Here is a 24,224-nt window from a genome sequence, read left to right on the forward strand (position 1 = left end):
ACCGAATGGCCCTGTCCGACATCCTTCAGAAAATCCGTGACGAAGAGGCCCGCACGGGCCGCGCCCCGGGCTCGACCCGCCTTGTCGCCGTGTCGAAGGTGCAGCCGCTCGAGCGCGTGATCGATGTGCTCGACCAGGGTCACCGGCTTTTCGGCGAGAACAAGGTCCAGGAGGCCGCCGGCAAGTGGCCGGACCTGCGCGACCGCTACGACGGGATCGAGCTCCACCTCGTGGGCCCGCTTCAGACCAACAAGGCCCGCCAGGCGATGGAGTTGTTCGACGCGATCGAAACCATCGACCGCCCCAAGCTGGCACGCACCATCGCGCGCCTGAAGGAAGAGCTGGGACACTGTCCGAAGCTTTTCGTCCAGGTGAACACTGGCGAGGAAGAGCAGAAGGCCGGCGTCCTGCCTGCCGACGCCGACGCCTTCATCGCCGAATGCCGCGACCTGGGGCTGGAGATCGACGGGCTCATGTGCATTCCGCCGGTGGACGAGGAACCGTCGCTCCACTTCGCGCTCCTCGCCAAGATCGCGGCGCGCAACGGAATCGACGACCTTTCGATGGGCATGTCGGGCGATTTCGAGAAGGCCGTGGCCCAGGGGGCGACCTACGTGCGCGTGGGCTCCGCCATCTTCGGCGAACGCGTCTACGACTGAGGCCCCTGCCCCCGCACGACCACGCGGCTGCGCGGCGTCCAGCGCGCAAGGATCCAGCGCAGGTGATCGGGACGGAAGGCCAGGCAACCCGCCGTCGGTTTGCGTGGCCCGCGCCAACAATGAACGAAGATCGCCGACCCCCGGCCCGGCACCGCGTCGGGCCAGTTCCAGTCTGACACGAGCACGATGTCGTAAAGCCCGTCTCCGCGCCGCAGGCGCTCATGCGACGGCCCGTAGGGGGCGCGCACCGCGTGATTGTACGCGTTGTCGTCGGGGTCGTCCGACCAGAGGTCGAGCGGCCCCACCGCGCGCATGTCCAGCGGTCCGTCGGGCGCCGTGACGCGGTCGGCACGGTAGAAGCCGGTCATCAGCCGCCAGACGCCCACCGGCGTCGCCCCGTCGCCCTCGCGTTTGTTGCCGGTGAACCCACCACGCCCGATGGCCACGGGGAACCGGCGGCCGAGGAACCGGGCACCCTGCCGCGTCACGACAAGATCGCAGCGCCGCGCCTTCACAGCAGGTGGCCGGACTTCGCGGCCTTGGTGTCGAGGTAGTCGGTATTGTGCGCCCCACGCCCGACCTGAAGCGGCACGCGCTCGGCCACGCGGATGCCGTTGGCCTCCATCATCGCGACCTTGGCGGGGTTGTTTGTCATCAGGCGCACGGCGGAGAAACCCATCTGGGCAAGGATCTCGGACCCGATGCGAAAATCGCGCTCATCGTCCTCGAAGCCCAGCCGGTGGTTGGCCTCCACCGTGTCGAACCCCTGGTCCTGCAGGGAATAGGCCCGCATCTTGTTGGCAAGCCCGATGCCGCGCCCCTCCTGGTTGAGGTAGAGCAAAACCCCGGTCCCGTTCTCGCCCATCGCCGCGAGCGCGGCGCGCAGCTGCGGGCCACAGTCGCATTTCAGGCTGCCCAGCAGGTCGCCGGTGAAGCAGGCCGAATGCAACCGGGCCAGCACGGGCTCGGACCGGTCGGGCCGCCCGATCTCCACCGCGTAATGCTCTTCCCCGCCGTCCTCGGGCCGGAAGATGTGCAGCCGCCCGGCATCGGACACTTCAAGCGGCACGCGCGCCGACACGATCTCGCGCAGCGCCGTCAGCGGCGGGTCGTCGGGCCGATCGGTGAGGTCCACGCGCGTCAGGCCGTGCTGGGCCGCCACGGCGGCGCCGTCCTCCACGATCACCACGAGCGCGGCGGGCAGAAGCATCGCCGACTTGGCAAGCGCGATGGCGGCGCGCGCGACCGATTCGTCGCCGCCCCGCTCGGTCATCAGCGGGCCCTTCATGGGCTTCATCAGGTCGTCTTTCGGGTCGGCCAGCCCGACGATCCAGTCAACGTCGACATCGTCAGGCACCACGACCCGCGCGACGTGGTCTGAATAGGCCCGTGCCTTGAGCGTTTCGGCCCGGCGCGGGGTGATCGCAAGGCGCAGGGGGCCGAAGCCCCGCAGATCGCCCAGACGCGCGCGCGTCACCGTCTCGGCCGCCGCGACCAGGCCGGCCACGCCGTCGATTTCGATCACGACGGGAAGGCCCATGCGCAGGTCTGCGCGGGCACGTGCGGTGAGTTCGGTCTGGGTCGGTATGAGCGTCATCGTGCCTCTTGATACGGGCGGGTATCGGGAAAGTGAAACATTTACAGTGATCCCGACACGTCCCCGTGAACGTATTGCCACAAACATTGCCGGCACCGTGACTGCACCCAAGTCACCAGAAACGACAAGGAGGACCCGCGATGGCGACCCAGAAAAACATACTTCTCGTCGATGACGACGAGGATCTGCGCGAAGCGCTGGCCGAGCAGTTGGTCATGACCGAGGACTTCGAGGTCTTCGAAGCCGCGAACGGCGCGGACGCGATGCAGAAGGTCAAGGAACAGATCCACGACCTGGTGATTCTCGACGTCGGCCTGCCGGACACGGACGGGCGCGAGCTGTGCAAACTGATGCGCAAGCAGGGGGTGAAATGCCCGATCCTGATGCTCACGGGGCATGACAGCGATGCGGACACGATCCTTGGGCTCGATGCGGGCGCCAACGATTACGTCACCAAGCCGTTCAAGTTCCCGGTCCTGCTGGCCCGCATCCGCGCCCAGCTGCGCCAGCACGAGCAGTCGGAAGACGCCGTGTTCCAGCTTGGGCCCTACACGTTCAAGCCCGCGATGAAGATGCTAGTGACCGAGGAGGACCGGAAAATCCGGCTCACCGAGAAGGAAACCAACATCCTGAAATTCCTCTACCGCAGCCAGGAAGGCGTGGTCGCGCGCGACGTGCTCCTGCACGAGGTCTGGGGCTACAACGCAGGCGTGACGACCCATACGCTGGAGACGCATATCTACCGTCTGCGCCAGAAAATCGAGCCCGATCCCTCGAACGCGCGGCTGCTGGTGACGGAATCGGGCGGCTACCGGCTTGTGGCCTGACCGCAACAACGCTGCGACTGCGAACTGCCACCAGCCTCTTTCATATCTCATTCAGGTTTCAATGTGATAATGTGAAGGAAACGGTGACAGTGTTTTGAGATCCCCTTTCCGTGTCGGGGTAATGGCACGGTATCCTCCCTGTTGGACTGACCCGGCCACGCGCCGGGTCTTTTTTTGCCCGAACGGCCCGGCCTCAGCGCCCCGGCCAGGTTTCGTGCAGGTTGTCGATGACGAAGGCATGGCGATGGGTGCGTCGGCCCTTGAGATGCGGATGGTCGCGCGGCAGATCGTCGTGCCGGTGTTCCAGCACCACCGGATCGCCGGCCGGCCAGAGCGCGCGGGCGGCCAGCAGACCCACGCCCCCCAGGCCCGCCAGAACCAGAAGCGCCGCGACGGCGCCCAGCCCGGTCATCAACGCACCCGCGAGCGGATAGGCGATCAGCCAGCAGGCATGGCTCAGCGCGAATTGGGCGGCGAAGATCGCCGGCCGGTCCTCGTCATGCACGGACCGCCGAAGGAGCCGCCCGGACGGCGTGAGGATGGCGCTGTAACCGATCCCGGCCACGCCCCAGGCGAGGAGCAGCGCGGGCCACGATAGGCCCAAACTGCGTATCACCACGGCGAAGCCGACAAGCGCGGCTATCAGCACGAGCGCGCCGGAGAGCATCACCGGCCGGTCGTCGAGCCGGCCCAGGAGCCGGGGCAAGGCCAGCGCCGCCGCCATCGACCCGGCCCCGAAGGCCCCCATCGAGATCGCCAGGGCGCTTTCGCTGAGCCCAAGCTCAGCGCGCACCAGCACGACCGTGTTCACGAGCACCATCGCCCCGCCGGACGCCGCCGTGAGCGTGAGGGCGAGAAGCCCCTGAAGGCGCGGGGTGGCCAGGTATATGCGGATACCGGTGAAGGAGCGCTGCCAGATCGGCCGGCGCGCGGCGGGCTTCGGGCTGGGCAGAAGGACCGACACGACGAGAAGCGCGGAGGCGATGAAGCCCAGCATCGTGCCGAAGAACAACGTGTTGAAACTCACGATCAACAGCGCGGCTGCGGCGAGCATCGGGCTCAGGATGTTCTCGAGATCATAGGCCAGCCGCGACAACGACAGCGCGCGGGTGTAGCGCTCTTCATCGGGCAGGACGTCCGGAATGGTCGCCTGGAACACCGGTGTGAAGGCGGCCGAGGCCGATTGCAGCACCGCGATCAGGATGTAGACCTGCCAGACCTCGGTGACGAAGGGCAGGCAGAGCGCGGCCCCCGCCCGCACGACGTCCAGCACCACGAGCATGGCGCGGCGCGGCAGCCGTTCCGCCAGCGCGCCCGCGATGGGCGCGATGCTGACGTAGGCCACCATCTTGATCGTGAAGATCGTGCCCAAGACCGCCGACGCGCGGGCGCCGGTCAGGTCGTAGGCCAGAAGCCCCAGCGCCACCGAGGCCAACCCGGTGCCCACCAGGGCGATCACCTGTGCAAGGAAGAGGTGCCGGTAGGTGCGGTCGGACAGGATCGAAAGCATGGGGCGATCCTATCCGACGCATGGCTGCCGGCAAAGCAGCCTCACGGCGTATCAACCAGCCTTGATGCGCCCTTCGATCGGCTCGATCGGCCGGATCTTGTCACGGTTCGACAGCCAGGCCGGGCGCGGTTTCGGCGCGGCGAACGGATCGACCGGACGGTTGCTGATCGCGTTGAACACGAAGAACGCGTTCGAGCGCGGGTCGGGCGTGATGTTGCCGTTCGAGCCGTGCAGCGTGTTGCAGTCGAAGAAGACCACGGTGCCCGTCGGCCCGGTCGCAGTGTCCAGCCCAAGGTCCTCGGCGAAGCGGCGGATCGTTTCGGGCTGCGGCACGCCGATCTCCTGCGCCTTGAGCGAGCTCTTGTGGTTGTCCTCGGGCGTCTCGCCGAGGCAGGCGATGAACTCGTTCTGCGATCCGGGGATCAGCATCAGCGGCCCGTTCAGCTTCGAGTTGTCGGTCAACAGGACCGAGGCCGACACGGCGCGCATCCGGGGCATCCCGTCCTCGGCATGCCACGTCTCGAAGTCGGAGTGCCAGTAGAACTCCTTGCCCTTGAAGCCGGGCTTGTAGTTGAGGCGGGACTGGTGGACGTACACGCGGTCGTTCAACAGGAACTCGGCGACGCCGGCAAGGCGGGTGTCGGCGGCGAGCCGTGCGAAGACCGGCGAGTGTTCGTCCAGCCGGAAGACCGTGCGCACCTCGTCCGAGCTGGGTTCGGTCACGAAATCGGCGGGGCGCTCCGCCGGGTCGGTGTCGCGAAGGCGCTGTGCGGTGCTCACGAGACAATCGATCTCGTCGGCATCGAACAGGTCGCGGCGCACGAGGTAACCGTTCTTGTCGTAATGCTCGGCCTCTTCACGCGAAATCGGCGCGTCCTCCGACCATTCCGACCAAAGAACCGGGTCACGGCGTTCCTTGATGGCTTCGCGGTCCGGCAGACGGGTCGGATAGGCGTCTACCGCATCGTAGTTATCGAGTCTTTGCGTTGAGATATGCATGGTTTCGATCCTCTTTGAATTTTCACTCTTCAAGTCTCGGTCCCGTCAGGCGGGCATGCCCGGGCAACGCGGGGTTCCGCACAGGGGTTCCAGCGCTGCGGAACTTGTAATGTTCCGGCGGGAACGGGGCCCGAACCCCTTCAAAAGAAGGTCTTCGGGCGATCTCAACGGGAGTGGCACGTGGTTTACATAATAGGGCAACGACTGCAACCTTTGTGATCGCGCACCACGGGCACTGGCCATTGGAAATCGGGATGGATAGGGTCGCGCCGACACCAGAATGGGAGCCGTCATGTCCTTCACCCTCGCCACCTGGAACATCAACAGCGTGCGCCTGCGCGCCGACCTCGTGTCGCGTCTGCTGGCCGAGGAAACGCCCGATGTTCTGTGCCTTCAGGAATGCAAGTCGCCGGTCGAAAAGATCCCGCACGACATCTTCAAGGCGCGCGGCTACCACCACATGGTGGCGCGGGGGCAGAAGGGCTACAACGGCGTGGCGATCCTGTCGAAGCTGCCGCTCGTGGACGCGGGCGACATGGATTTCGCCAAGCTGGGCCACGCCCGCCACGTCGCCGCGACGCTGGAGAACGGCGTGACGATCCACAACTTCTACGTCCCCGCCGGTGGCGACAAGCCGGACCGCGAGGTGAACGAGAAATTCGGCCAGAAACTCGACTACCTCACCGAGATGCGCGACTGGTTCCGCGACGAGGCGCCGGAGAAGTCGATCCTCGTGGGCGACCTGAACATCGCTCCGCGCGAAGACGACGTGTGGAACCACAAGCAGCTTCTGAAGGTCGTCAGCCACACACCGATCGAGGTCGAGCACCTGGGCCAGACGCAGGAGGCCGGCAAGTGGGTCGACATCACACGCAAGGACATCCCCGAGGGCAACCTCTATTCGTGGTGGTCGTACCGCTCGCCCGACTGGGACGCGGCGGACAAGGGCCGGCGGCTCGACCACGTCTGGGCGACACCCGACATCGCGAACGCGGGACACGGCAGCCGCATCCTGCGCGAGGTGCGCGGGTGGGAGAAACCCTCGGACCATGCCCCGGTCTTCGCGACCTTCGACCTGAAGACGGAGTGATCGGGGCGCCTGCGGGCTTGGACAGCGCCGAATCCGCGCCCATATTGGGGGCAACACACAGATAAGGAGCCAGACACATGCTGGAACTGGGTCAGACGAATGGGGCCGCGCCCGCGGGCGGCTACGTCAAGGACATCACCGAAGCCGACTTCATGACCGAGGTCATCGAGGCGTCGAAGGAAACGCCGGTCATCGTCGATTTCTGGGCGCCGTGGTGCGGGCCGTGCAAGACGCTGGGACCCGCGCTTGAAGAGGCCGTGAACGGGCTTGGCGGCAAGGTGAAGATGGTCAAGGTCAACGTGGACGAGAACCAGCAGATCGCGGCGCAGATGCGCGTGCAATCGATCCCGACGGTCTACGCCTTCTCCGACGGCCAGCCGATCGACGGCTTCCAGGGCGCGCTGCCGCCCTCTCAGGTGACGGAGTTCGTGCAGAAGGTGGCCGCGTCCGGCCCCGAGGGCGACGGCGGCCTGGCCGACGCGATCGCCGCTGCCGAAGAGATGCTCGAAGCCGGGGCCGTGGACGACGCCATGCAGACCTTCGCAGCGATCGTCGAGGCGGACCAGAAGATGGCCGCCGCTTATGCAGGCCTCGCCCGCTGCCACATCGCCAAGGATGACATCGACGGCGCCGAGGCGGTGCTGAACGGCGTGCCCGCCGAGATTTCCGAGGCGCCCGAGATCGAAGCGGCCCACGCCCAGATCGAACTGGCACGCCAGGCCGAGAACGCGGGCCCTGTCGACGACCTGCGCGCCAAGGTCGAAGCGAACCCGGACGACCACCAGGCGCGCTACGACCTGGCACAGGCGCTCTATGCGTCCGGTCAGACCGAGGCCGCGGTCGAGGAACTGCTGGAACTCTTCCGCCGCGACCGCGCCTGGAACGACGAGGCGGCGAAACAGCAGCTCTTCACGATCTTCGAGGCCCTGCCACCGAACGATCCGATCGCGCTCAAGGGACGCCGCAAGCTCAGCTCGATGATCCTCGTCTGAGATGATCCCGCGCGCCGACCTTCCCGACGTGGTGCCGATCTTCCCGCTGCCGGGGGCGCTGCTCCTGCCGCGGGGTCGGCTGCCGCTGAACATCTTCGAGCCGCGATACCTCGCCATGTTCGACGATGCGCTGAAGACCGAGGCGCGGCTAATCGGAATGATCCAGCCGGCGGTGGCCGACGGATCGCGCCTGCACGCGATCGGCTGCGCCGGCCGGATCACGTCCTTCACCGAAACCGACGACAACCGCTACATGATCCAGCTCACCGGCGTGAGCCGGTTCCGGGTCGTCGAGGAGGTGGAAGGGTTCACCCCCTACCGCCGCGCCAAGGTGAAATGGGACGGGTTCGAACGCGATCTCGGGCGGACCGAGAAGGACCCCGGGCTGAACCGGGAGACGTTTCTCGACCTGCTCGCCCGCTATTTCGACGTGGCCGACCTGCGCACAGACTGGGGCAGCCTCAAGGAGGCCGAGGACGAGCTGCTGATCAATTCGCTCTCGATGCTCTGCCCCTTCGACCCGGAGGACAAGCAGGCGCTGCTCGAAGCCCCCTCGCTCACCACGCGGCGTGAAACGCTGGTCACGCTCATGGAATTCGCGCTGGCCCAGGGTCGCGGCGGCGAAGGCAGCCTGCAATGACGCGCCCCGCCCACGACCGCCACATGCTCGAGGCGCTGGTCTGCCCGGTGACCCAGCGCCCGCTCGAATACGATGCCGAAAAGCAGGAACTGATCTCGCCCACCGCGCGGCTGGCCTTCCCGATCCGCGACGGCATTCCGATCATGCTGGTGGACGAGGCCCGCAAGCTCGACGACTGAGCCGAAGGTGCGGGCTGCGCCCGCGCAGGTCTTGCGCGGCCCCGCCCTTGGCGGGCCCGCGCGGGGGCCGAGAGGGCCAGCCCTCTCGCGCTCTCCCGAAGTATTTATCGAACGATGAAGCCGATCAGCGGTTGCGCGCTTCGACTTCGGCCACGATCGAGAAATTCCGGTCCGAGACGTTCGACACTTTTTCAAGTGCCCCCAGCACCACCGTGGTCTGCGTGCCGGTGTCATCGGTGATGACCCATTGGCGCAGCTCCACCGGGTCCGCCGTGAAGGTCAGCTGGATGTTGCCGTATTCCGGGTGCTCCGGGTCCTGTGCCGTCACCGTCGTCGCGGTGCCGTCGTAGCTGGTCCCGGTCACCATGCCGGAGCGCCCCAGGTCCACGTCGCGCGCGAGGATCAGGTTCAGGGGCGTGCGCGACAGCGGGTATTGCTCCGGCCCGGTGTTGGACTTCGCGTCGAACACGGCCAACTGGCCGGCCGAGGCGAGCACAAGCGTCTCTTCCGGCGGGTTGTATTCGAAGCGCACCCGGCCGGGGCGCTTGATCGTGATCGTGCCGGTCGAAATCGTTTCGTCGGCATTGATTTGGGTGAACTCGGAGCGGGCGGTGCCCAGCCCGTCGAGATAGTCCGAGATGGCATCGAGCGACAATTGCTCGGCCAGGGCCGGACCGGCGGTGACGGCCAGCGCGAACGCGGCGGCGAGGGTACGGATGCGTGTCATGGCTCTCATGTAGGTTGCAACAACCGGGAATCCATCCCGGTTCCCTGCCATGTGAGCAGGACGCCGCCTGTTATGCGATAGCGGCGTCCCGTCAGGGGATTACTGCTCGGGGATCAGGATCTCGCGCTTGCCCACGTGGTTGGCGGGCGAGACGAGGCTTTCCTCTTCCATCTGCTCCACGAGCCGGGCGGCCTTGTTGTAGCCGATCCCGAGCTTGCGCTGGATGTAGGAGGTCGAGCACTTGCGGTCCTTGATGACGATGGCGACGGCCTGGTCGTAGAGCGCGTCCTCGCCGTTGGTGTTGCCGCCCGTGTTGAGCCCCAGCACCGCGTCGATGTTGTCGGCCTTCTCGTCGTCCGGCCCTTCGACCACGCCGCCCACGTATTCCGGCGGCCCGTAGGACTTGAGGTAGGAAACGATTTCCTCGACCTCCTCGTCGGACACGAAAGGCCCGTGAACGCGGGTGATGCGCGCGCCCCCGGCCATATAGAGCATGTCGCCCATGCCGAGGAGCTGTTCGGCCCCCTGTTCGCCGAGGATGGTACGCGAGTCGACCTTCGAGGTGACCTGGAAAGAGATCCGGGTCGGGAAGTTCGCCTTGATCGTGCCGGTGATGACATCGACCGAGGGGCGCTGGGTGGCCATGATCAGGTGGATGCCCGACGCCCGCGCCATCTGGGCCAGGCGCTGGATGCAGGCCTCGATCTCCTTGCCCGCGACCATCATCAGGTCGGCCATCTCGTCCACGATGACGACGATGTAGGGCATCTTCTCGGGCGCGAATTCTTCGGTCTCGAAGATCGGCTCGCCGGTGTCCTCGTCGAAGCCGGTCTGCACGGTGCGCGAGAACATCTCGCCCTTGCCCAGGGCGTCGGCCACGCGGCTGTTGTAGCCGTCGATGTTGCGTACGCCCATCTTGGACATCTTGCGGTAGCGTTCCTCCATCTCGCCCACGACCCACTTGAGGGCGACGACCGCCTTCTTCGGGTCGGTGACGACCGGGGACAGGAGATGCGGGATGCCGTCGTAGACGGAGAGTTCCAGCATCTTGGGGTCGATCATGATGAGCCGGCAATCCTCCGGCGTGAGCCGGTAGAGAAGCGACAGGATCATCGTGTTGATCGCGACCGATTTGCCCGAGCCCGTGGTCCCCGCGATCAGCAGGTGGGGCATCTTCGACAGGTTGGCGACCACGGGGTCGCCGCCGATGTCCTTGCCCAGCGCGAGGGGGAGCTTCTGGTTCGTGTCGCCGAATTCACGCGCCGCGAGGATTTCGCGCAGCACGACCTTTTCGCGGTTGGCGTTCGGGAGTTCGATGCCGATGACGCTCCGGCCGGGGACGGTCGAGACGCGGGCGGAGAGCGCGGACATCGACCGCGCGATGTCGTCGGCCAGCCCGATCACGCGGGAGGCCTTGAGGCCCGGGGCGGGCTCCAGCTCGTACATCGTGACCACGGGGCCGGGGCGAACCGAGACGATCTCACCCTTCACGCCGTAGTCGTCGAGCACGGTTTCCAGCATCCGCGCGTTTTCCTCGAGCGCCTCGTCGGAGAGGTGGTGGCGTTCGATGTTCACCGGGTTGGTGAGCAGGTTGAGCGGGGGCAGTTCGTAGTCCACCGCGTCGTCGGCGAAGGCGAGCGAAGGCTGGGCCTCGGCCATCGCGCGCGACGACGGTTTCGGAGCCTTGCGCGCGTTGTGCTGCACGACCTTCTTGGGTTCCGGCACCGGCGGCGGGGTGTAGCTCTCCGGCGCGGACATGTCGGGGCCCGGCTCGTAGGGGGCATGGCCGTAATCCGCGTCGACCGGCCCCGCGTCCTCTTCCGGCGCGGGCGCCCAGCCCTCGGACATGCCCGGATGGCCGGGGGCGTCATGGCTGCGCATCGCCGGGTCGAGGTTCAGCGCCTCGGGGGTCTCGAACCCGTCTTCGGTCGCCATTTCCGCCATCGGGGCTTCGCCGCGCTGGTAGGCCGCGTCCTCGGCGGTGACCGGGGGCTCGGCGCGCAGCGCCGGCTCGATCCGCGCGACGGGGCGCGGCTGCTGGGCGCGGGCCCGGGCAGCGGCGCGGACGATCATCTGCTCGACGTTCGCGGGCGCTTCTTCTTCCTCCGCAGGTGCCGGCGCGCCGGTCATCCGCGCGGAGCGGTTGCTCAGCGCCGAGGCGATCTTGGCCGAGATACGATCCGGGTTGCCGCCACGATCGGGCACCGTGCCGTGGTAGGTGTTGTCGAGAAGCTCCGGCTCAGGATCCGGCTGCCGCTTCATGAGGCCAGGCACACGCGCCAGGAAACCGCCGCGCTGGGGCTGGGCCGGTTCCGGGGCGGGAGCGGGTTGGGCCGCGGGCTCGGGGGCATGCACGGGCTGCTCGACCGGCGGCTCCGGGCGCACGACGCGGCTCGCGGTGAGCGGTTCGGGGCCGGAGAAATGGGGGTCCGACTCGACCAGCGGCTCGCCGGACGGCGCGCCCCAGTCGGCGCGCGCTTCGCGGCGCTGGGCCTTACGGTCCTGCACGCTGCGCGCGGCAGCGGCGGCCGAACTGGCGCCGACGCGGGCCCCTGCGGCCGCACCACGCGCGCCCAAGCGCGCCAGCTTCAGCGCGCCCGCGTAGCTCATCACCACGCCAACCAGCAGGAAGCGCGCGAGCCGCTTCAGCTCGTCGCGGGTGACACCGGCCGAGAACGCGCCGACGATCAGCGTGGCCACCCCGGTCAGCACGGCCAGCACCTTGAGCCCGATGGCGGCCGAGCCGGGCATCACGCCCAGAACGGCGCCGAGGACGGTGTCGCCGAACAGGCCGCCGAGCCCGAAGGAATGGGTCCAGCCCGCGTGCGGCACGAGTGTCGAGGCATAGACCGAGGCCAGCGCGATCGCGATCGGCGCGAAGATGGCGCGCGACATCAGCCGCTCTTCGCCGGCGTGCAGCGTGAAGCGCACGCCCCAGGCGCCGAAGGCCACCGCGAAGCCCCAAGCGCCGTAGCCCAGGATGATGGCCAGCGGCGAGGCGATGGTGGCCCCGAGCGCGCCCAGCGCGTTCTGCGCCGGGCCTTCGGTCGCGGACATCCAGCCCGGGTCGTCCGGCGAATAGGTGCCCATCAAGAGCGCCACCCCGATGGCGACGGCGATCAGCGCGATCCCCAGGAGCTCCTTGCCCCGTCGCTCGATCATCGCCTGCGTGGCTTCGTCGAAAATCGGGTCACGTTCCCTGACGTGGTAGGCCATGGTGTCCTCGTCCTCAGTTCCGGAGGCAGTCGCGCATCGTTTCCAACGCGCGCTGCGTCTCTTCTTTCGTGGCGACAAGCGCCACTCTTATGTATTTTTGTCCCGGGTTTTCCCCGTTCACCTCGCGCGAGAGGTAGGCGCCCGGCAGCACGCGGATCCCGGTCTCGGTCCAGAGCTTCAGCGCGGCGTGTTCGCCGTCCTCCACCGGAAGCCAGAGGAAGAACCCGGCCTCGGGCGCGTGGTATCCCGGGTAGTCGGCGAACACGTCGTCGGCGACCGCGTATTTCTCGCGGTAGAGATCGCGCGAATGAATCACGTGCTCTTCATCGGCCCAGACGGCGGTGGCCGCGTTCTGCAGCGGGAGCGGCAGAGGCGCGCCCGCGTAGGCACGCAGCTGGCGAATGCGCGCCATGCTCTCGGGCCCGGTGGCGACGAAGCCGGACCGCAGTCCCGGCAGGTTCGAGCGCTTCGAGAGAGAATGGAAGATCACGACCCGTTCGGGATCGGCCGCCCCCAGCATCGCCACCTCCATCGCGCCCGGCGGCGGGGTGTCGCGGTAGATCTCGGAATAGCATTCGTCCGCGAAGATGCGGAAATCGTATTTCTCGGCCAGCGCGATCAGCCCGGCCCAGTAGTCGTGATCGGCCACCGTGCCCTGCGGGTTCGCGGGCGAACAGACATAGGCGATGGCGGTCCGGGTCAGGATCTCGGGCGGCAGGCTCGCATAGTCGGGCAGGAACCCGGTCTCGGCCGTGGCCGGGACGAAGACCGGCTCGGCCCCGACCGTGGCCGCGGCGACCGCGTAGACCTGGTAGAACGGGTTCGGGATCAGGATCACGGGCGTCTGGCCGCGCACCTGTTCCGGGCAGAGCGCGATCGCGGCATTGAAGAGCCCCTCGCGCGTGCCGTTGAGCGGCATCACCTGGCGGTCGGGGTCGAGCGTCACCTCGTAGCGCCGCGCAAGCCAGTCGGTGAAGGCCGTGCGCAGCTCCGGCGTGCCGTCGTTGGGCGGGTACTTGGCGAAGCCGTCGGCAGTCTCGGCGATGATGCGCGCCACTAAGTCGGGCATCGGGTGGCGGGGTTCGCCGATGGTCATATGAACGACATCGCCGCCCGGCGCATGGGCGTCGAGCAGGGTCCGCAGCCGCGGAAACGCGTATTCTGGCAGGTTCGCAAACCGCTCGGGGAACGCTGTCATCGTTCTATATGCCTCAAGGTCTCGGGATCATTAACGCCCCGATTTTCGTTCAGGATAACGGGATTGTGCGTGCCGGTCCAGAAAAAGGCGGGAATCCCGGGGCTTATGTGGCTTTTGGGTCGGGGGCGCCCTGCCCCGGCGCCCGCGCCCCGTGTGGAGCGCCGCCGAATGCGTATTTTCGGAAAGATGAAAGGGCGCGCAGGGCTCAGGCGAGTGCGGCTTCGGCCGCGCGGGCGAGGCGCAGGAGGCGTTCTTCGCCCATCGGTCTGCCCAGGAACATGATCCCCGCCCCCGGTGTACCCGTGGGCAGGGTGATCGCCGCCCCGTCGAGCAGGTTGCCGTAGCGCGTGTTGCGCAAGGTAAGCAGGTTCTCCGTGACGTAGTAGTCGTCCTCGTCGAGCAGCCGCTGTACCTTGGGTGCGACGTTCGGGGTCGTGGGCAGGATCACCGCATCGTAGCCCGCGACCTGCGCGCGCACCGCGGCGCGGATCTCGTCCAGCAGGCGCCAGGCGGCGACGTAGTCGGCGGCCGCGAAGCTTCCCCCCGCCTCGAAGCGGTCGCGGATGCGGGCGAACATCGCGTCGGGGTCCGCCTGGATCACCTCGCGCCAGGTGCCCCAGGCTTCGGCGGTGTAGAGGATGCCCGACAGGCTTTGCGCCGTCTCGAGCGCGGGAATCTCGGCCCGTTCTATCGTGGCTCCGGCCCGCGCCAGGCGGCCCGCCGCGTCCTCGAACGCCTTGGCAGGAACGTCCCGGCAATCCTCGAGCGCGTTCTCGAGGACCAGGAGGCGGGTCCCGGCAAGCGACGCGCCCGCGAGGTCGGGCGCGCGCCCGCCCTCGAGGGCCGCGAGCAGGAGGCCCGCATCCTCGACGGTGCGACAGAGCGGGCCAACCGTGTCGAAGCGCGCGGCGAGCGGCACGACGCCGGTGAGCGACAAGCGCCCATGCGTGGTCTTGAGCCCGACGAGGTCGTTCCAGGCCGCGGGCACGCGCACCGACCCGCCGGTGTCCGATCCGATCCCCGCCGCCGCGAGTCCCTGCGCCACCGAGGCGGCCGCGCCGGAGGAGGAGCCGCCCGGCACCGCCTCCGGGTCATGCCGGTTGGGCGGGGTCGCCGTGATCGGGTTCAGCCCCAGGCCGGAGAACGCGAACTCGGACATGTGGGTCTTGCCCAGGCAGACCAGCCCCTGGGCCGTCGCGGTCTGCAGCACACGCGCATCCCGCTCCGGCTGCCGGTCGCGCAGGAGGGCCGAGCCCGCTTCCGTCGCCGCGTCGGCGGTGTCGAAGAGGTCCTTCCAACTCACCGGCACCCCGTCCAGCGGGCCGCGCCGCTGCCCGTCCCGGGCGCGGCCGGCGGCGGCCTGCGCTTCGGCCAGCGCGCGCTCGCGCGTGAGGCGTGCGTAGATGCGCGTGCCGTCCGGGTGCGCCCCGGCCGCATCGAGAAACGACTCGCACAGTTCCACCGGGTCGATTCGCCCCGCGCCGATCCCGCGCCCCAGCGCGCCCGCGCTCATGTTCTGCCAATCGTCGGCCATCCGCCCCTCCGTTTTGCCGTGACGGTAGCGACCGCGGCGCGCATGGACAATCCCGCCGCTTGGGCCCAGAAAAGGGCCATGATGCGTGACACAGATATCGTGATCGTGGGCGGCGGGCTGAACGGCCCCGCCCTGGCGCTGGCGCTGGGGGATGCGGGGTTCGACGTGACCGTGATCGACGCCCTGCCCGCCGGCACCCGGGGCGAAGAGGCGTTCGACGGGCGGGGCTATGCGCTCGCCCTCGCCTCGCAACGGCTCTTGAAGGCGGTGGGCGTGTGGCCGGCCGTGGCGGAGATGGCCACGCCGCTCTTGGAGATCCGCATCTCCGACGGGACCGCGGGCTCGGGCCCCGGTCCGTTCGTTCTGGAATTCGATCATGCCGAGATCGACGAGGGCCCGATGGGCTACATGGTCGAGGACCGGTTCCTGTCGCGCGCGCTGACCGAGGCCGTGACAGCCCATCCGCGCGTCACGCTGATCAGCGGCGAAACCGTGGTGGCCCAGGAGGTCGGCCCGGCCGCGGCGCGCGTCACGCTGGAAAGCGGGCGCGAGATCGCCGCGCAGGTGATCGTCGGCTGTGACGGGCGGGCCTCGGGCACCGCACGGCGGGCGGGGATCGACCGCTGGGGGCACGATTACGGGCAGACCGCGCTGGTGGCCGCAATCGCCCACGAGCATCCGCATCACGGCGTCGCGCATCAGTATTTCATGCCGCCCGGCCCGTTGGCGATCCTGCCGCTCACCGGCAACCGCTCGTCCATCGTCTGGACCGAAACGGCCGAGGACGCGGCGCGGGTTCACGCGCTGGACGACGCGGCGTACCTCGACCACCTGCGGCCGCGCTTCGGGGACTTCCTGGGCGAGATTTCACTGGCCGGGGCGCGCTTCACCTACCCACTCACCCTGACCGTGGCCGAACGCTTCGCGGACGAGCGGATCGCGCTCGTGGGTGACGCGGCGCACGGGCTGCACCCGATCGCGGGCCAGGGGCTCAACGCCGGGCTGAAGGATGTCGGCGCGCTCGCCGAGGTTCTAACGCTGGCCCGGCGGCGTGGCGAGGACGTGGGGCGGCGCGATGTGCTGGAGCGCTACCAGCAATGGCGCCGGTTCGACGTGATGCAGATGGTGCTGGCGACCGAAGGGGCGAACCGCCTGTTTTCGAACGACAATCCTCTGCTGCGCACGGCGCGCGACCTTGGCCTCGGCGTGATCAACAGCCTGCCGGGTCTGCGCCGCGGCTTCATCCGGGAGGCCGCCGGGCTGACCGGCGACCTGCCGAAGCTGCTGCAGGGGCGCCAGATCTAGCGTCGGCCGCAGCTGGCCAGCTGGACGTCGTAGATCGCGGCGCGCGCGGCCACGTCGTCGGAGATGCGAAGCAACCAGGATTTGCCGTTGTGCGAGCCGCGCAGGTAGCCCGCGCGCCCCTCGTGATAGGCAAGGTATTGGTTCTTAGCGTCCGTGAGCGCGACCCCGGTCTCTTCGAGCGTCTTGGTCATGTACCAGCCCATGAAATCGGTCGCGTCCTTGATGTCGTCGCGCTTGGCCCAGCGGCCACCATGTTCCTCCTGGTATTCCTCCCACGTCCCGTCGAGCGCCTGGGCGTAGCCGTAGGCGGAACTCTGGCGGCCCATCGGGATCACGCCCAGCGCGTAGCGCACCGGGGTGCGGTTGTTCCCGATGAACTTGGATTCCTGGTAGATCATCGCCATGAGGATCGGCGCGGGCACACCCCAGCGGCGTTCCGCCTTCTTCATGGCACGCATGTACTGCGGCCGTTCCCGAGCGATGGCGCAGGCATCGTCGAGATTGCTCGGCGCGGAATAATTCCGGCCACAGGACACGACCGCCGCCAGGACGACCATCCATGCTATTGCGCGGAGAAACCTGCTCATCTGCCTCTCGCTATGTTCTTGTTTTTTTCCAACATAGCGGAAATGGCCGCTTTTGAAAATGGCCGCGTCGTGGAATCAGACGAAGAGCGCAAGGATCGCGGGCAGGGCGACGACCGAGAGGAGCGTGGAGACGACGACGAGGCCGGCCACCGGCTCCGCGTCGGCGCCGTACTTGACCGCAAGCAGGTAGGAGGTGACGGCGACGGGGGTGGCGAGCTGTACGACGAGCACCGCGAAGGCCGTCGGTTCCAGCCCGAACGCATATCCCAGGAGCAGGCCCAGCGCGACACTGACGGCGATCTTGAGGGCCGACAGGATGGTGGCGCGGACAAGGCCCGAGGGGCGAAGGCGGGCGACGGCGACGCCCAGCGTGATCAGCATGAGCGGGATGGCGAGCTGGCCGACGAGCTCCAGCGCGTTGGTCAGGAAGGTGGGGGTCTTCCAGCCCATCACCAGGAACAGGGCGCCCAGGAGGGTGGCGAGCACCATCGGTTCCTTGAGCACGCCGACCGGATTACCCCCGCCGGAGACCAGCCAGATGCCGAAGGTAAAGGACAGGATCGCCATGACGGCGAAGACCACCACCGCGTAGCCCAGCCCCGTCTCGCCGAAGGCGAACAGCGCGAGCGGCAGGCCCAGGTTGCCGGTGTTGCCGAAGATGAGCGGGGCCAGGAAGGTGCGGATATCGAGCTTCGCGAGCCGGGCGATGAGGAAGAACGTGACCGTCAGCGCGGCGTATCCCGCGACGGCGGCGAGCGATATGGCAGTGAGCGCGCCCGGGTCGATCTCGGTGTTCATCAAGGCGGTGAAGATGAGCGCCGGGACGCCCAGCGTCATCGCCAGACGGGTCACGAATTCGATTCGGTATTCCTGCCCGAGGCGCACCCAGGCGAAGCCGATCGCGCCAAGGATGAACACGGGCGCGACGATTTCCAGCACCGTAAGGGCAAGGTTCACAATCTGTTTCCCCGATTCTGTCCGGCCCGCATGGACAGGCCCCTTTCGGTTGTTCTAGTAGTGGATCGGGGACTGTTGAACTATGCTTAAAACGCACGCGAAATATCATCTCGGGCAAGTAGTGCGCCATCGCAAGCACCCCTTTCGCGGGGTGATCTTCGATGTCGACGCCATGTTCTCGAACACCGAGGAATGGTACGAGTCCATCCCTGAGGACAGCCGTCCCTGCAAGGATCAGCCGTTCTACCACCTGCTCGCCGAGAACGATCAGAGTTACTACGTGGCCTACGTGTCGGAGCAGAATCTGGTGGAGGATATCTCGGGCGAGCCGGTGACCCACCCGGATGTCGAGGACCTGTTCGGCGATTTCGAGAACGGTCACTACCCGCTGCATTTCCAACTGAACTGAACCCGGCGCAAGGGCGGCGGCGCGGTTTGCGAGCTGGCGATTGACGGCGCGTGGGGAATAGACCTCGGTACCGCGCACTGGGTGGGGGCAATTACGCGCGGCACCGAGGGAAGCATTTAAGCTACATCCTCAGGTTTGCCGTCACTTTCTGTCGCCGTTTGGGAGCCAATCGGGCAATTCGGGGGCATTTGCCGCCTTCTTGGTTAACAAAACCTTGTGGGCCCTCTCAGGGGGCCGCGTCGAACTCCGCGAAATCCACGGCGAAGCTCAACTCGTTGCGTGCACCGTCACGGCGGTAGCGCACGTCCCGGGTCAGTTCCCGGATGATGCCCCATCCGAACCCGCCCTCGGGCAGTTCGGTGCCCTCGCGTGTGAGGTCATGGCGTCCGACTGGCGGCGCCTCCCCCCCGGGCATGGGCATGCCGTCGTCCCGGATGCGCACGAGAAGCGCGCCGCCCGCGCGCCAGGCTTCCAGCTCGACGACCCCGTGCCCGCGGTCGGCGAAGGCGTGTTCGACCACGTTGTTGAGCACCTCGGCCAGCACAAGCTCGCTCAGGTCCACGTTGTCAGGGTCCAGCCCCAGGGCCTCCAGCGTGTCGACCGCCGTGGCCAGCGCGCGGCGCACCGCATCGGGCGTGGTCGGGAAGATGATGTGCAGCCCGCCGTTGCCCGCCATCCGGCCGGGCACATGACGATCGCGGGCGCGGCCGGTGAATGCGAAGGCCTCAGCCCGCATCGGCCCGCCCCTCGATCGCCGAGACGCTTGGATGGATCGTGAAGACACCGTCCAGCCGCGTCAGGGCGAAGACCTTGGCCACGTTGCGCGTGAGTCCCGCCAGCTCCAGGACCTGCCCTTCCCCGGTCTGCTTCATCGCCGCGACGATGGCGCCCAGGCCGGAGCTGTCCACGAAGCTCACCTGCGACAGGTCGAGCACGATGCGCGCCGGGCCGCCGGTGATGTGGTCGCGCATCCGGTCCTTGAACTGGATCGCGACCGCGGCGTCGATCCGGGGGTCCTGCACCGTGATGATGCGGACCGGCCCGCTGTCCCTGGTCGCAAGCTCCATTGCCATTCTCCTTCGCGAACGGTTTGATGGCCGCGACGATAGGTGCGCTTCGTTACCATTCCGTAAGCGCGCCCCGGAAAACCGATGGGAGGACGAGATGGAAAACGTGGTGATCGCGGGCGCCGCCCGCACGCCGATGGGCGGCTTTCAGGGCGTGTTCGACGGCGTGCCCGCCGCAGAGCTTGGCGGCACGTCGATTCGCGCCGCAATGGAAGACGCGGGCGCGGCGCCGGACGCGATCCAGGAAGTGCTGATGGGCTGCGTCCTGCCCGCGGGCCAGGGGCAGGCCCCGGCCCGGCAGGCCGGTTTTGCCGCCGGGCTGAGCGATGCGGTGCCGGCGACGACGCTCAACAAGATGTGCGGCTCTGGCATGAAGACCGCGATGGTCGCCTTCGATCAGCTCGCACTGGGTCAGACCGGCATCATGGTCGCCGGTGGCATGGAGAGCATGACGAACGCCCCCTACCTCCTGCCCAAGATGCGCGGCGGCGCGCGGATCGGGCACGGGCAGGTGATCGACCACATGTTCCTCGACGGGCTCGAGGACGCCTATGACAAGGGCCGCCTCATGGGCACCTTCGCCGAGGATTGCGCCGAGGCGTTCCAGTTCACCCGCGAAGCGCAGGACGAATACGCCATCGGATCGCTCAACGCCGCGCTCGAGGCCCAGAAATCGGGCGACTTCGAGGGCGAGATCACGCCGGTCACGATCAGCGGCCGCAAGGGCGACCAGGTGATCGGCGAGGACGAGCAGCCCGGCAAGGCGCGTCCCGACAAGATCCCGACTCTGAAGCCCGCATTCCGCAAGGACGGGACCGTGACCCCCGCCAATTCCTCGTCGATTTCCGACGGCGCCGCGGCGCTGGTCATGGCCGGCGAAGCCGCGGCCGAGAAGGCCGGGCTCAAGATCCGCGCCCGCGTCCTGGGTCACGCGAGCCATGCGCAGGCCCCTGCCCTCTTCCCCACCGCGCCGGTTCCCGCCGCCAAGAAGCTGCTCGAGCGGATCGGGTGGTCGAAGGACGACGTGGACCTTTGGGAGGTCAACGAGGCCTTCGCGGTCGTGCCGATGGCCTTCATGCAGGAGATGGGTCTGCCGCGCGACATCGTGAACGTGAACGGCGGCGCCTGCGCGCTGGGCCACCCCATCGGCGCCTCGGGCACGCGGATCATCGTGACTCTGCTCAACGCGCTCGAGAAGCGCGGTCTGAAACGCGGGGTCGCGGCGATCTGCATCGGCGGCGGCGAAGGCACGGCGATCGCGATCGAACGGGTCTGACGCCCCGGGACGCAACGTCATGTTGGGCGCGCGCGGGCCGTGGATGCACGGTTCGCGCGTGTCTGGTTTCGGAGGGTGCGATGTCGAAGATCGGTTTGGCCTGGGCTCTGGCAAGAGTGCTCATGCCCGATGCGCTGACGCGGGCGATCTATGCCGGGCGGCTGCCCGCGGTCGATGGGCGCCGGATCGACGCGAAGGCGCAGGCGGTGACGGACCTCGTCGCCCGGCTGCGCGATCCGGACGCGATCCCGACGCTTGAAGAGAGCCGCGCGCAGCTTCTCACGATGGCCCAGCGGCTCGACCAGCCGCGGCCCGCCGATGTCACGGTGGCCGACATCACGCTCGACGGTGTCGCCGGTCCACGGCGTGCGCGGGTCTACGCCCCTCCCGGCACCGACCCGAAGACGCCTCAGGCGACGTTGTTCTACCTGCACGGCGGCGGCTGGGTTCAGGGCAGCATCGAGACGCACGACGGGCTCTGCGGCCACATCGCGAAGGACGCGGGGGTGCGCGTCATCTCCTACGACTACGTGCTGGCGCCGGAGCACGTGTTTCCGGCGCCGCCTGACGACGTGCTGGCGGCCTACCAGAGCCTGCTCGCGTCCGACCTCGGAGTCACGGCGGAGCGGCTTGCGGTGGGCGGCGACAGCGCGGGGGCGAACCTCACGGCGGTCCTGATGCACGATCTCATGGCCGCCGACACGCCGGCCCCGGCCGGGCAGGTGCTGATCTACCCGGCGGTGGATGGCCGCATGAATTCCCGCTCGCACGTGGCGCTGGCGGAACAACCGCTTCTGCCGCGCATACGGATCGAATGGTTCCTCGACCTCTACCTGCCAGAGGGGCAGGACATGACGGACCCGCGCGTGTCGCCCGTCTGCTCGGACCGGCTTGCAGGACAGCCCCCGGCGCTGATCGTCGCCGGCGGGCACGATCCGCTCTGGGATGACGGGCGATCCTATGCGAAAGCACTGGAAACGGCCGGCGTGCCGGTGACCTTCGCCCCCTACCCGGGGCAGGTCCACGCGTTCCTGTCGATGGCGAAGGCGATCGGACAGGGGCGCGCCGCGCGCGGAGACGTGGTGCGCTGGCTGACGGCACTGTTCGCGAAAGGGTGAAAAGATGGATTACGCGGAGCTCACGGGACGGATCAAGGCGGTGGCCGAGGGCGAGACGGACGAGATCGCGCTCATGGCCACTGTCGCCTGCGAGGTGCATCACGCCGACGACAGGTTCGACTGGACCGGCTTCTATCGCGTTGTGGCTCCGGAGCTGCTGAAGATCGGCCCCTACCAGGGGGGCCACGGCTGCCTGACCATCCCGTTCTCGCGCGGGGTGTGCGGCGCGGCCGCGCGCACCGGCGAGGTGCAGCTCGTGCCGGATGTGGATGCGTTCCCGGGCCATATCGCCTGCGCCTCCTCCACCCGGTCCGAACTGGTGCTGCCAGTGCGCAACAAGGCGGGCGAGATCATCGCGGTCTTCGACATCGACAGCGACCGGCCCGATGCCTTCACCGAAACGGATGCGCGCGAGCTGGGCGCGCTGCTCGACGCGGTCTTCGCGTGATGATCACCGGGTCGTGCCTCTGCGGTGCGGTCACGTTCGAGGTGCACGGTCCGCTGCGCCCTCCGATCTCGTGCCATTGCACGCAGTGCCGGAAGACCTCGGGCCACTACTGGTCGGCCACGCAGGCCGCCGACGCGGACCTGGTGGTAACGCGCGACGACGGGCTTGCGTGGTACCAGAGTTCACCCGAGGCGCAGCGCGGCTTCTGCACATTCTGCGGCTCGTCGCTCTTCTGGCGCCGGGCGGGAGAGGCACGCACTTCGATCGGGACCGGCACGCTCGACGGGCCCACCGGTCTTGCGACCGCCGCGCATATCCACGTCGCGGACAAGGGCGACTACTACGTCATCGCGACGGAGGAGACATGATCTTGGGCCTCGACCCGTCGGTGGTGCTGGCCTTCGTCGGGGCCGGGATCGTGCTGAACCTGACGCCGGGAGCGGATGTGATGTTCGCCTCGGCCTCGGGCCTGTCCGGCGGGCCACGCGCGGGCGCGGCGGCGGCGCTGGGCGTTGCGCTGGGCGCGCTCATGCATACCGTGCTGGCGGCCGCGGGGCTGTCGGCGCTGATCGCGGCATCACCCGTGCTCTTCGAGCTCGTCCGCTGGGCCGGGGCCGGCTACCTGCTCTTTCTCGCGTGGAAAGCCTGGCGGGCGGGGGCCGTTCCGGCACAGGGTGGAGAGACCCGCCTGATCGGCGCGATCCGGCGCGGGTTCCTGACCAACGCGCTGAACCCCAAGGTCGCGCTCTTCATCCTGGCCCTCCTGCCGCAGTTCACCGCACCCGGGGCCGGCCCGCTCTGGGCCCAGATCCTGGCGCTGGGCGCGATCTTCTCGGTCACCGGCTTCGTCATCACCGCGGGCTACGGCATGGCCGCGGGGCTGCTCGGCGCGCGGCTGAACCGGCACGCCCGCGCGCTCAACCGGGTGAGCGCGGTGGTCTATGGCGGCCTCGCGCTGCGGCTCGTGCTGACCGGCGGCGCGAAGTAGCGGGTCTTGCGCCAAGGTCCGCGCGATGCGAAAGCCCCGCCATGGACGACAGCTACAACCCGCCCGACACCCCGCTTTCGGTGATCCACCAGGATCACGAGGTGCTGCTGGTCGACAAGCCATCGGGACTTTTGTCGGTGCCGGGCAAGGGCGCGCACCTGGCCGATTGCCTGCTCGCGCGCGTGCAGGAGGCGTTTCCCGAGGCGCTTCTGGTCCACCGGCTGGACCGCGACACCTCCGGCATCATGGTCTTCGCCCTCACCCACCACGCCCAGCGCCACCTGGGCCTGCAGTTCGAGAAGCGGCAGGTGAAGAAGGTCTACATCGCGCGGGTCTGGGGCGAGGTCACCGAGGACACCGGCACCGTCGACCTGCCCCTTATCGTCGATTGGCCCAACCGGCCGCGCCAGCACGTGAACTTCGAGACGGGGAAACCGGCGGTGACCGACTGGCGTGTGGCCCGGCGCGAGGACGGGGCGACCCGGATGCGGCTTTTCCCGAAGACCGGGCGCAGCCACCAGCTCCGCGTGCACATGAAGGAGATCGGGCACCCGATCCTGGGCGATCCCTTCTATGCCACCGGGGACGCGCTGGACGCACCGCGCCTGATGCTGCACGCCGAAAGCCTGCGCTTTCGCCACCCGGACGGGGGCAAGGGACTGACCTTCAAGGCGAAATCCCCGTTCTGAGGCGTCGGTGAGCGGCACGCTGAGACTGCTGCGAGGCGGCGTGGAGCGTCACCTCCGGAAGATTTGCCGGTCGCCGGGGCCCTTTGCGTCGGGCCGTAGTTTGTTGCGCGAGGGACAGAAGGCGGCACTCTGCATCTCTAGAATCCTAGAATCCTAGAATCCTAGAATCCTAGAATCCTAGAATCCTAGAATCCTAGAATCCTAGAATCCTA

Annotated in this window: 26 protein-coding genes; 14 read left to right on the top strand and 12 right to left on the bottom strand. The window is 68.1% G+C overall.

The window, feature by feature from the left end:
- Window positions 1-5: 5 nt before the first annotated feature.
- Window positions 6-659: a YggS family pyridoxal phosphate-dependent enzyme gene (locus GQE99_RS18975; protein WP_161353526.1), complete on the top strand. Its 654-nt coding sequence runs from the start codon at window positions 6-8 to the stop codon at window positions 657-659.
- Here GQE99_RS18975 and GQE99_RS18980 read toward each other — a convergent pair.
- Window positions 650-1,174 (bottom strand): L,D-transpeptidase family protein, encoded by a 525-nt coding sequence (locus GQE99_RS18980; RefSeq protein WP_161353528.1) that lies wholly within the window; start codon window positions 1,172-1,174, stop codon window positions 650-652. The two genes, GQE99_RS18975 and GQE99_RS18980, sit on opposite strands and share 10 nt — an antisense overlap.
- Window positions 1,171-2,256, bottom strand: a complete 1,086-nt coding sequence (gene ribA / locus GQE99_RS18985; RefSeq protein ID WP_161353530.1) for a GTP cyclohydrolase II — start codon at window positions 2,254-2,256, stop codon at window positions 1,171-1,173. The genes GQE99_RS18980 and ribA overlap by 4 nt, the downstream gene beginning before the upstream one ends.
- A 140-nt stretch (window positions 2,257-2,396) precedes the next feature.
- On the opposite strand from ribA, the gene GQE99_RS18990 reads away from it, so the two are divergent.
- Window positions 2,397-3,083, top strand: coding sequence for a response regulator transcription factor (locus tag GQE99_RS18990; RefSeq protein ID WP_161353531.1), 687 nt, complete (start codon window positions 2,397-2,399; stop codon window positions 3,081-3,083).
- A gap of 193 nt (window positions 3,084-3,276) precedes the next feature.
- Here the strand turns inward: GQE99_RS18990 and GQE99_RS18995 are convergent, their stop codons facing one another.
- Together GQE99_RS18995 and thpD are read right to left on the bottom strand one after the other, a co-directional pair.
- Window positions 3,277-4,593 (bottom strand): MFS transporter, encoded by a 1,317-nt coding sequence (locus GQE99_RS18995; RefSeq protein ID WP_161353533.1) that lies wholly within the window; start codon window positions 4,591-4,593, stop codon window positions 3,277-3,279.
- A 51-nt stretch (window positions 4,594-4,644) separates the two neighbouring features.
- The gene (gene thpD / locus GQE99_RS19000; protein WP_161353535.1) at window positions 4,645-5,592 is read right to left on the bottom strand and encodes an ectoine hydroxylase; all 948 of its coding nucleotides are present in this window, start codon (window positions 5,590-5,592) and stop codon (window positions 4,645-4,647) included.
- Window positions 5,593-5,884: 292 nt separating this feature from the next.
- On the opposite strand from thpD, the gene GQE99_RS19005 reads away from it, so the two are divergent.
- From GQE99_RS19005 to GQE99_RS19020, 4 genes are all read left to right on the top strand, one after another.
- Complete coding sequence (locus GQE99_RS19005; protein ID WP_161353537.1) at window positions 5,885-6,682, top strand: exodeoxyribonuclease III; 798 nt, start codon at window positions 5,885-5,887, stop codon at window positions 6,680-6,682.
- Between the two features lie 77 nt (window positions 6,683-6,759).
- Complete coding sequence (gene trxA / locus GQE99_RS19010; protein ID WP_161353538.1) at window positions 6,760-7,674, top strand: thioredoxin; 915 nt, start codon at window positions 6,760-6,762, stop codon at window positions 7,672-7,674.
- Between the two features lies 1 nt (window position 7,675).
- Window positions 7,676-8,314: an LON peptidase substrate-binding domain-containing protein gene (locus tag GQE99_RS19015; RefSeq protein WP_161353539.1), complete on the top strand. Its 639-nt coding sequence runs from the start codon at window positions 7,676-7,678 to the stop codon at window positions 8,312-8,314.
- The gene (locus GQE99_RS19020) at window positions 8,311-8,493 is read left to right on the top strand and encodes a Trm112 family protein (RefSeq protein WP_161353540.1); all 183 of its coding nucleotides are present in this window, start codon (window positions 8,311-8,313) and stop codon (window positions 8,491-8,493) included. Before GQE99_RS19015 ends, GQE99_RS19020 begins: the two co-directional genes overlap by 4 nt.
- Window positions 8,494-8,617: 124 nt before the next feature.
- Here the strand turns inward: GQE99_RS19020 and GQE99_RS19025 are convergent, their stop codons facing one another.
- The 4 genes from GQE99_RS19025 to GQE99_RS19040 all read right to left on the bottom strand — a co-directional run bounded on the left by GQE99_RS19025 (window position 8,618) and on the right by GQE99_RS19040 (window position 15,168).
- A complete protein-coding gene (locus GQE99_RS19025; protein ID WP_407943804.1) occupies window positions 8,618-9,220 on the bottom strand; it encodes a LolA family protein in 603 nt (200 codons plus the stop codon).
- A gap of 99 nt (window positions 9,221-9,319) precedes the next feature.
- Window positions 9,320-12,436 carry a DNA translocase FtsK gene (locus GQE99_RS19030; RefSeq protein WP_161353542.1) on the bottom strand — a complete coding sequence of 1,039 codons (3,117 nt, stop codon included), beginning with the start codon at window positions 12,434-12,436 and terminating at the stop codon, window positions 9,320-9,322.
- 13 nt (window positions 12,437-12,449) lie between these two features.
- Window positions 12,450-13,634: an aminotransferase class I/II-fold pyridoxal phosphate-dependent enzyme gene (locus GQE99_RS19035; RefSeq protein ID WP_161353543.1), complete on the bottom strand. Its 1,185-nt coding sequence runs from the start codon at window positions 13,632-13,634 to the stop codon at window positions 12,450-12,452.
- A gap of 205 nt (window positions 13,635-13,839) precedes the next feature.
- Window positions 13,840-15,168, bottom strand: a complete 1,329-nt coding sequence (locus GQE99_RS19040; RefSeq protein WP_161353544.1) for an amidase — start codon at window positions 15,166-15,168, stop codon at window positions 13,840-13,842.
- A 78-nt stretch (window positions 15,169-15,246) separates the two neighbouring features.
- On the opposite strand from GQE99_RS19040, the gene GQE99_RS19045 reads away from it, so the two are divergent.
- On the top strand, window positions 15,247-16,473 hold the full coding sequence (locus GQE99_RS19045; protein WP_161353545.1) for a UbiH/UbiF/VisC/COQ6 family ubiquinone biosynthesis hydroxylase: 1,227 nt from the start codon (window positions 15,247-15,249) through the stop codon (window positions 16,471-16,473).
- On the opposite strand, the gene GQE99_RS19050 is transcribed toward GQE99_RS19045, so the two are convergent.
- Both GQE99_RS19050 and GQE99_RS19055 read right to left on the bottom strand, forming a co-directional pair.
- On the bottom strand, window positions 16,470-17,060 hold the full coding sequence (locus GQE99_RS19050; protein ID WP_161353546.1) for a transglycosylase SLT domain-containing protein: 591 nt from the start codon (window positions 17,058-17,060) through the stop codon (window positions 16,470-16,472). The genes GQE99_RS19045 and GQE99_RS19050 overlap by 4 nt on opposite strands.
- Window positions 17,061-17,135: 75 nt before the next feature.
- Window positions 17,136-18,017 carry an AEC family transporter gene (locus GQE99_RS19055; protein ID WP_161353547.1) on the bottom strand — a complete coding sequence of 294 codons (882 nt, stop codon included), beginning with the start codon at window positions 18,015-18,017 and terminating at the stop codon, window positions 17,136-17,138.
- 82 nt (window positions 18,018-18,099) lie between these two features.
- Here GQE99_RS19055 and hspQ point away from each other — a divergent pair, with 82 nt between their 5' ends.
- Window positions 18,100-18,426 (top strand): heat shock protein HspQ, encoded by a 327-nt coding sequence (hspQ, locus tag GQE99_RS19060; protein ID WP_161353548.1) that lies wholly within the window; start codon window positions 18,100-18,102, stop codon window positions 18,424-18,426.
- A 226-nt stretch (window positions 18,427-18,652) separates the two neighbouring features.
- On the opposite strand, the gene GQE99_RS19065 is transcribed toward hspQ, so the two are convergent.
- Together GQE99_RS19065 and GQE99_RS19070 are read right to left on the bottom strand one after the other, a co-directional pair.
- Window positions 18,653-19,162, bottom strand: a complete 510-nt coding sequence (locus tag GQE99_RS19065; protein ID WP_161353549.1) for an ATP-binding protein — start codon at window positions 19,160-19,162, stop codon at window positions 18,653-18,655.
- The gene (locus GQE99_RS19070; RefSeq protein WP_161353550.1) at window positions 19,152-19,493 is read right to left on the bottom strand and encodes an STAS domain-containing protein; all 342 of its coding nucleotides are present in this window, start codon (window positions 19,491-19,493) and stop codon (window positions 19,152-19,154) included. The genes GQE99_RS19065 and GQE99_RS19070 overlap by 11 nt, the downstream gene beginning before the upstream one ends.
- 97 nt (window positions 19,494-19,590) lie before the next feature.
- Between GQE99_RS19070 and GQE99_RS19075 the strand changes: the two genes are divergently transcribed.
- The 6 genes from GQE99_RS19075 (at window position 19,591) to GQE99_RS19100 (ending at window position 24,012) form a co-directional block, all read left to right on the top strand.
- Window positions 19,591-20,769, top strand: coding sequence for an acetyl-CoA C-acyltransferase (locus GQE99_RS19075; protein WP_161353551.1), 1,179 nt, complete (start codon window positions 19,591-19,593; stop codon window positions 20,767-20,769).
- Window positions 20,770-20,849: 80 nt separating this feature from the next.
- Window positions 20,850-21,887, top strand: coding sequence for an alpha/beta hydrolase (locus tag GQE99_RS19080; protein WP_161353552.1), 1,038 nt, complete (start codon window positions 20,850-20,852; stop codon window positions 21,885-21,887).
- A 4-nt stretch (window positions 21,888-21,891) separates the two neighbouring features.
- Window positions 21,892-22,335 (top strand): GAF domain-containing protein, encoded by a 444-nt coding sequence (locus GQE99_RS19085; protein ID WP_161353553.1) that lies wholly within the window; start codon window positions 21,892-21,894, stop codon window positions 22,333-22,335.
- Window positions 22,335-22,703 carry a GFA family protein gene (locus GQE99_RS19090; protein ID WP_161353554.1) on the top strand — a complete coding sequence of 123 codons (369 nt, stop codon included), beginning with the start codon at window positions 22,335-22,337 and terminating at the stop codon, window positions 22,701-22,703. Before GQE99_RS19085 ends, GQE99_RS19090 begins: the two co-directional genes overlap by 1 nt.
- Window positions 22,700-23,323 (top strand): LysE family translocator, encoded by a 624-nt coding sequence (locus GQE99_RS19095; protein ID WP_161353555.1) that lies wholly within the window; start codon window positions 22,700-22,702, stop codon window positions 23,321-23,323. Before GQE99_RS19090 ends, GQE99_RS19095 begins: the two co-directional genes overlap by 4 nt.
- A gap of 41 nt (window positions 23,324-23,364) precedes the next feature.
- The gene (locus GQE99_RS19100) at window positions 23,365-24,012 is read left to right on the top strand and encodes a pseudouridine synthase (protein WP_161353556.1); all 648 of its coding nucleotides are present in this window, start codon (window positions 23,365-23,367) and stop codon (window positions 24,010-24,012) included.
- The last annotated feature ends 212 nt before the right edge of the window (window positions 24,013-24,224 follow it).

Source organism: Maritimibacter harenae (genome assembly GCF_009882975.1).
GTDB lineage: Bacteria > Pseudomonadota > Alphaproteobacteria > Rhodobacterales > Rhodobacteraceae > Maritimibacter > Maritimibacter harenae.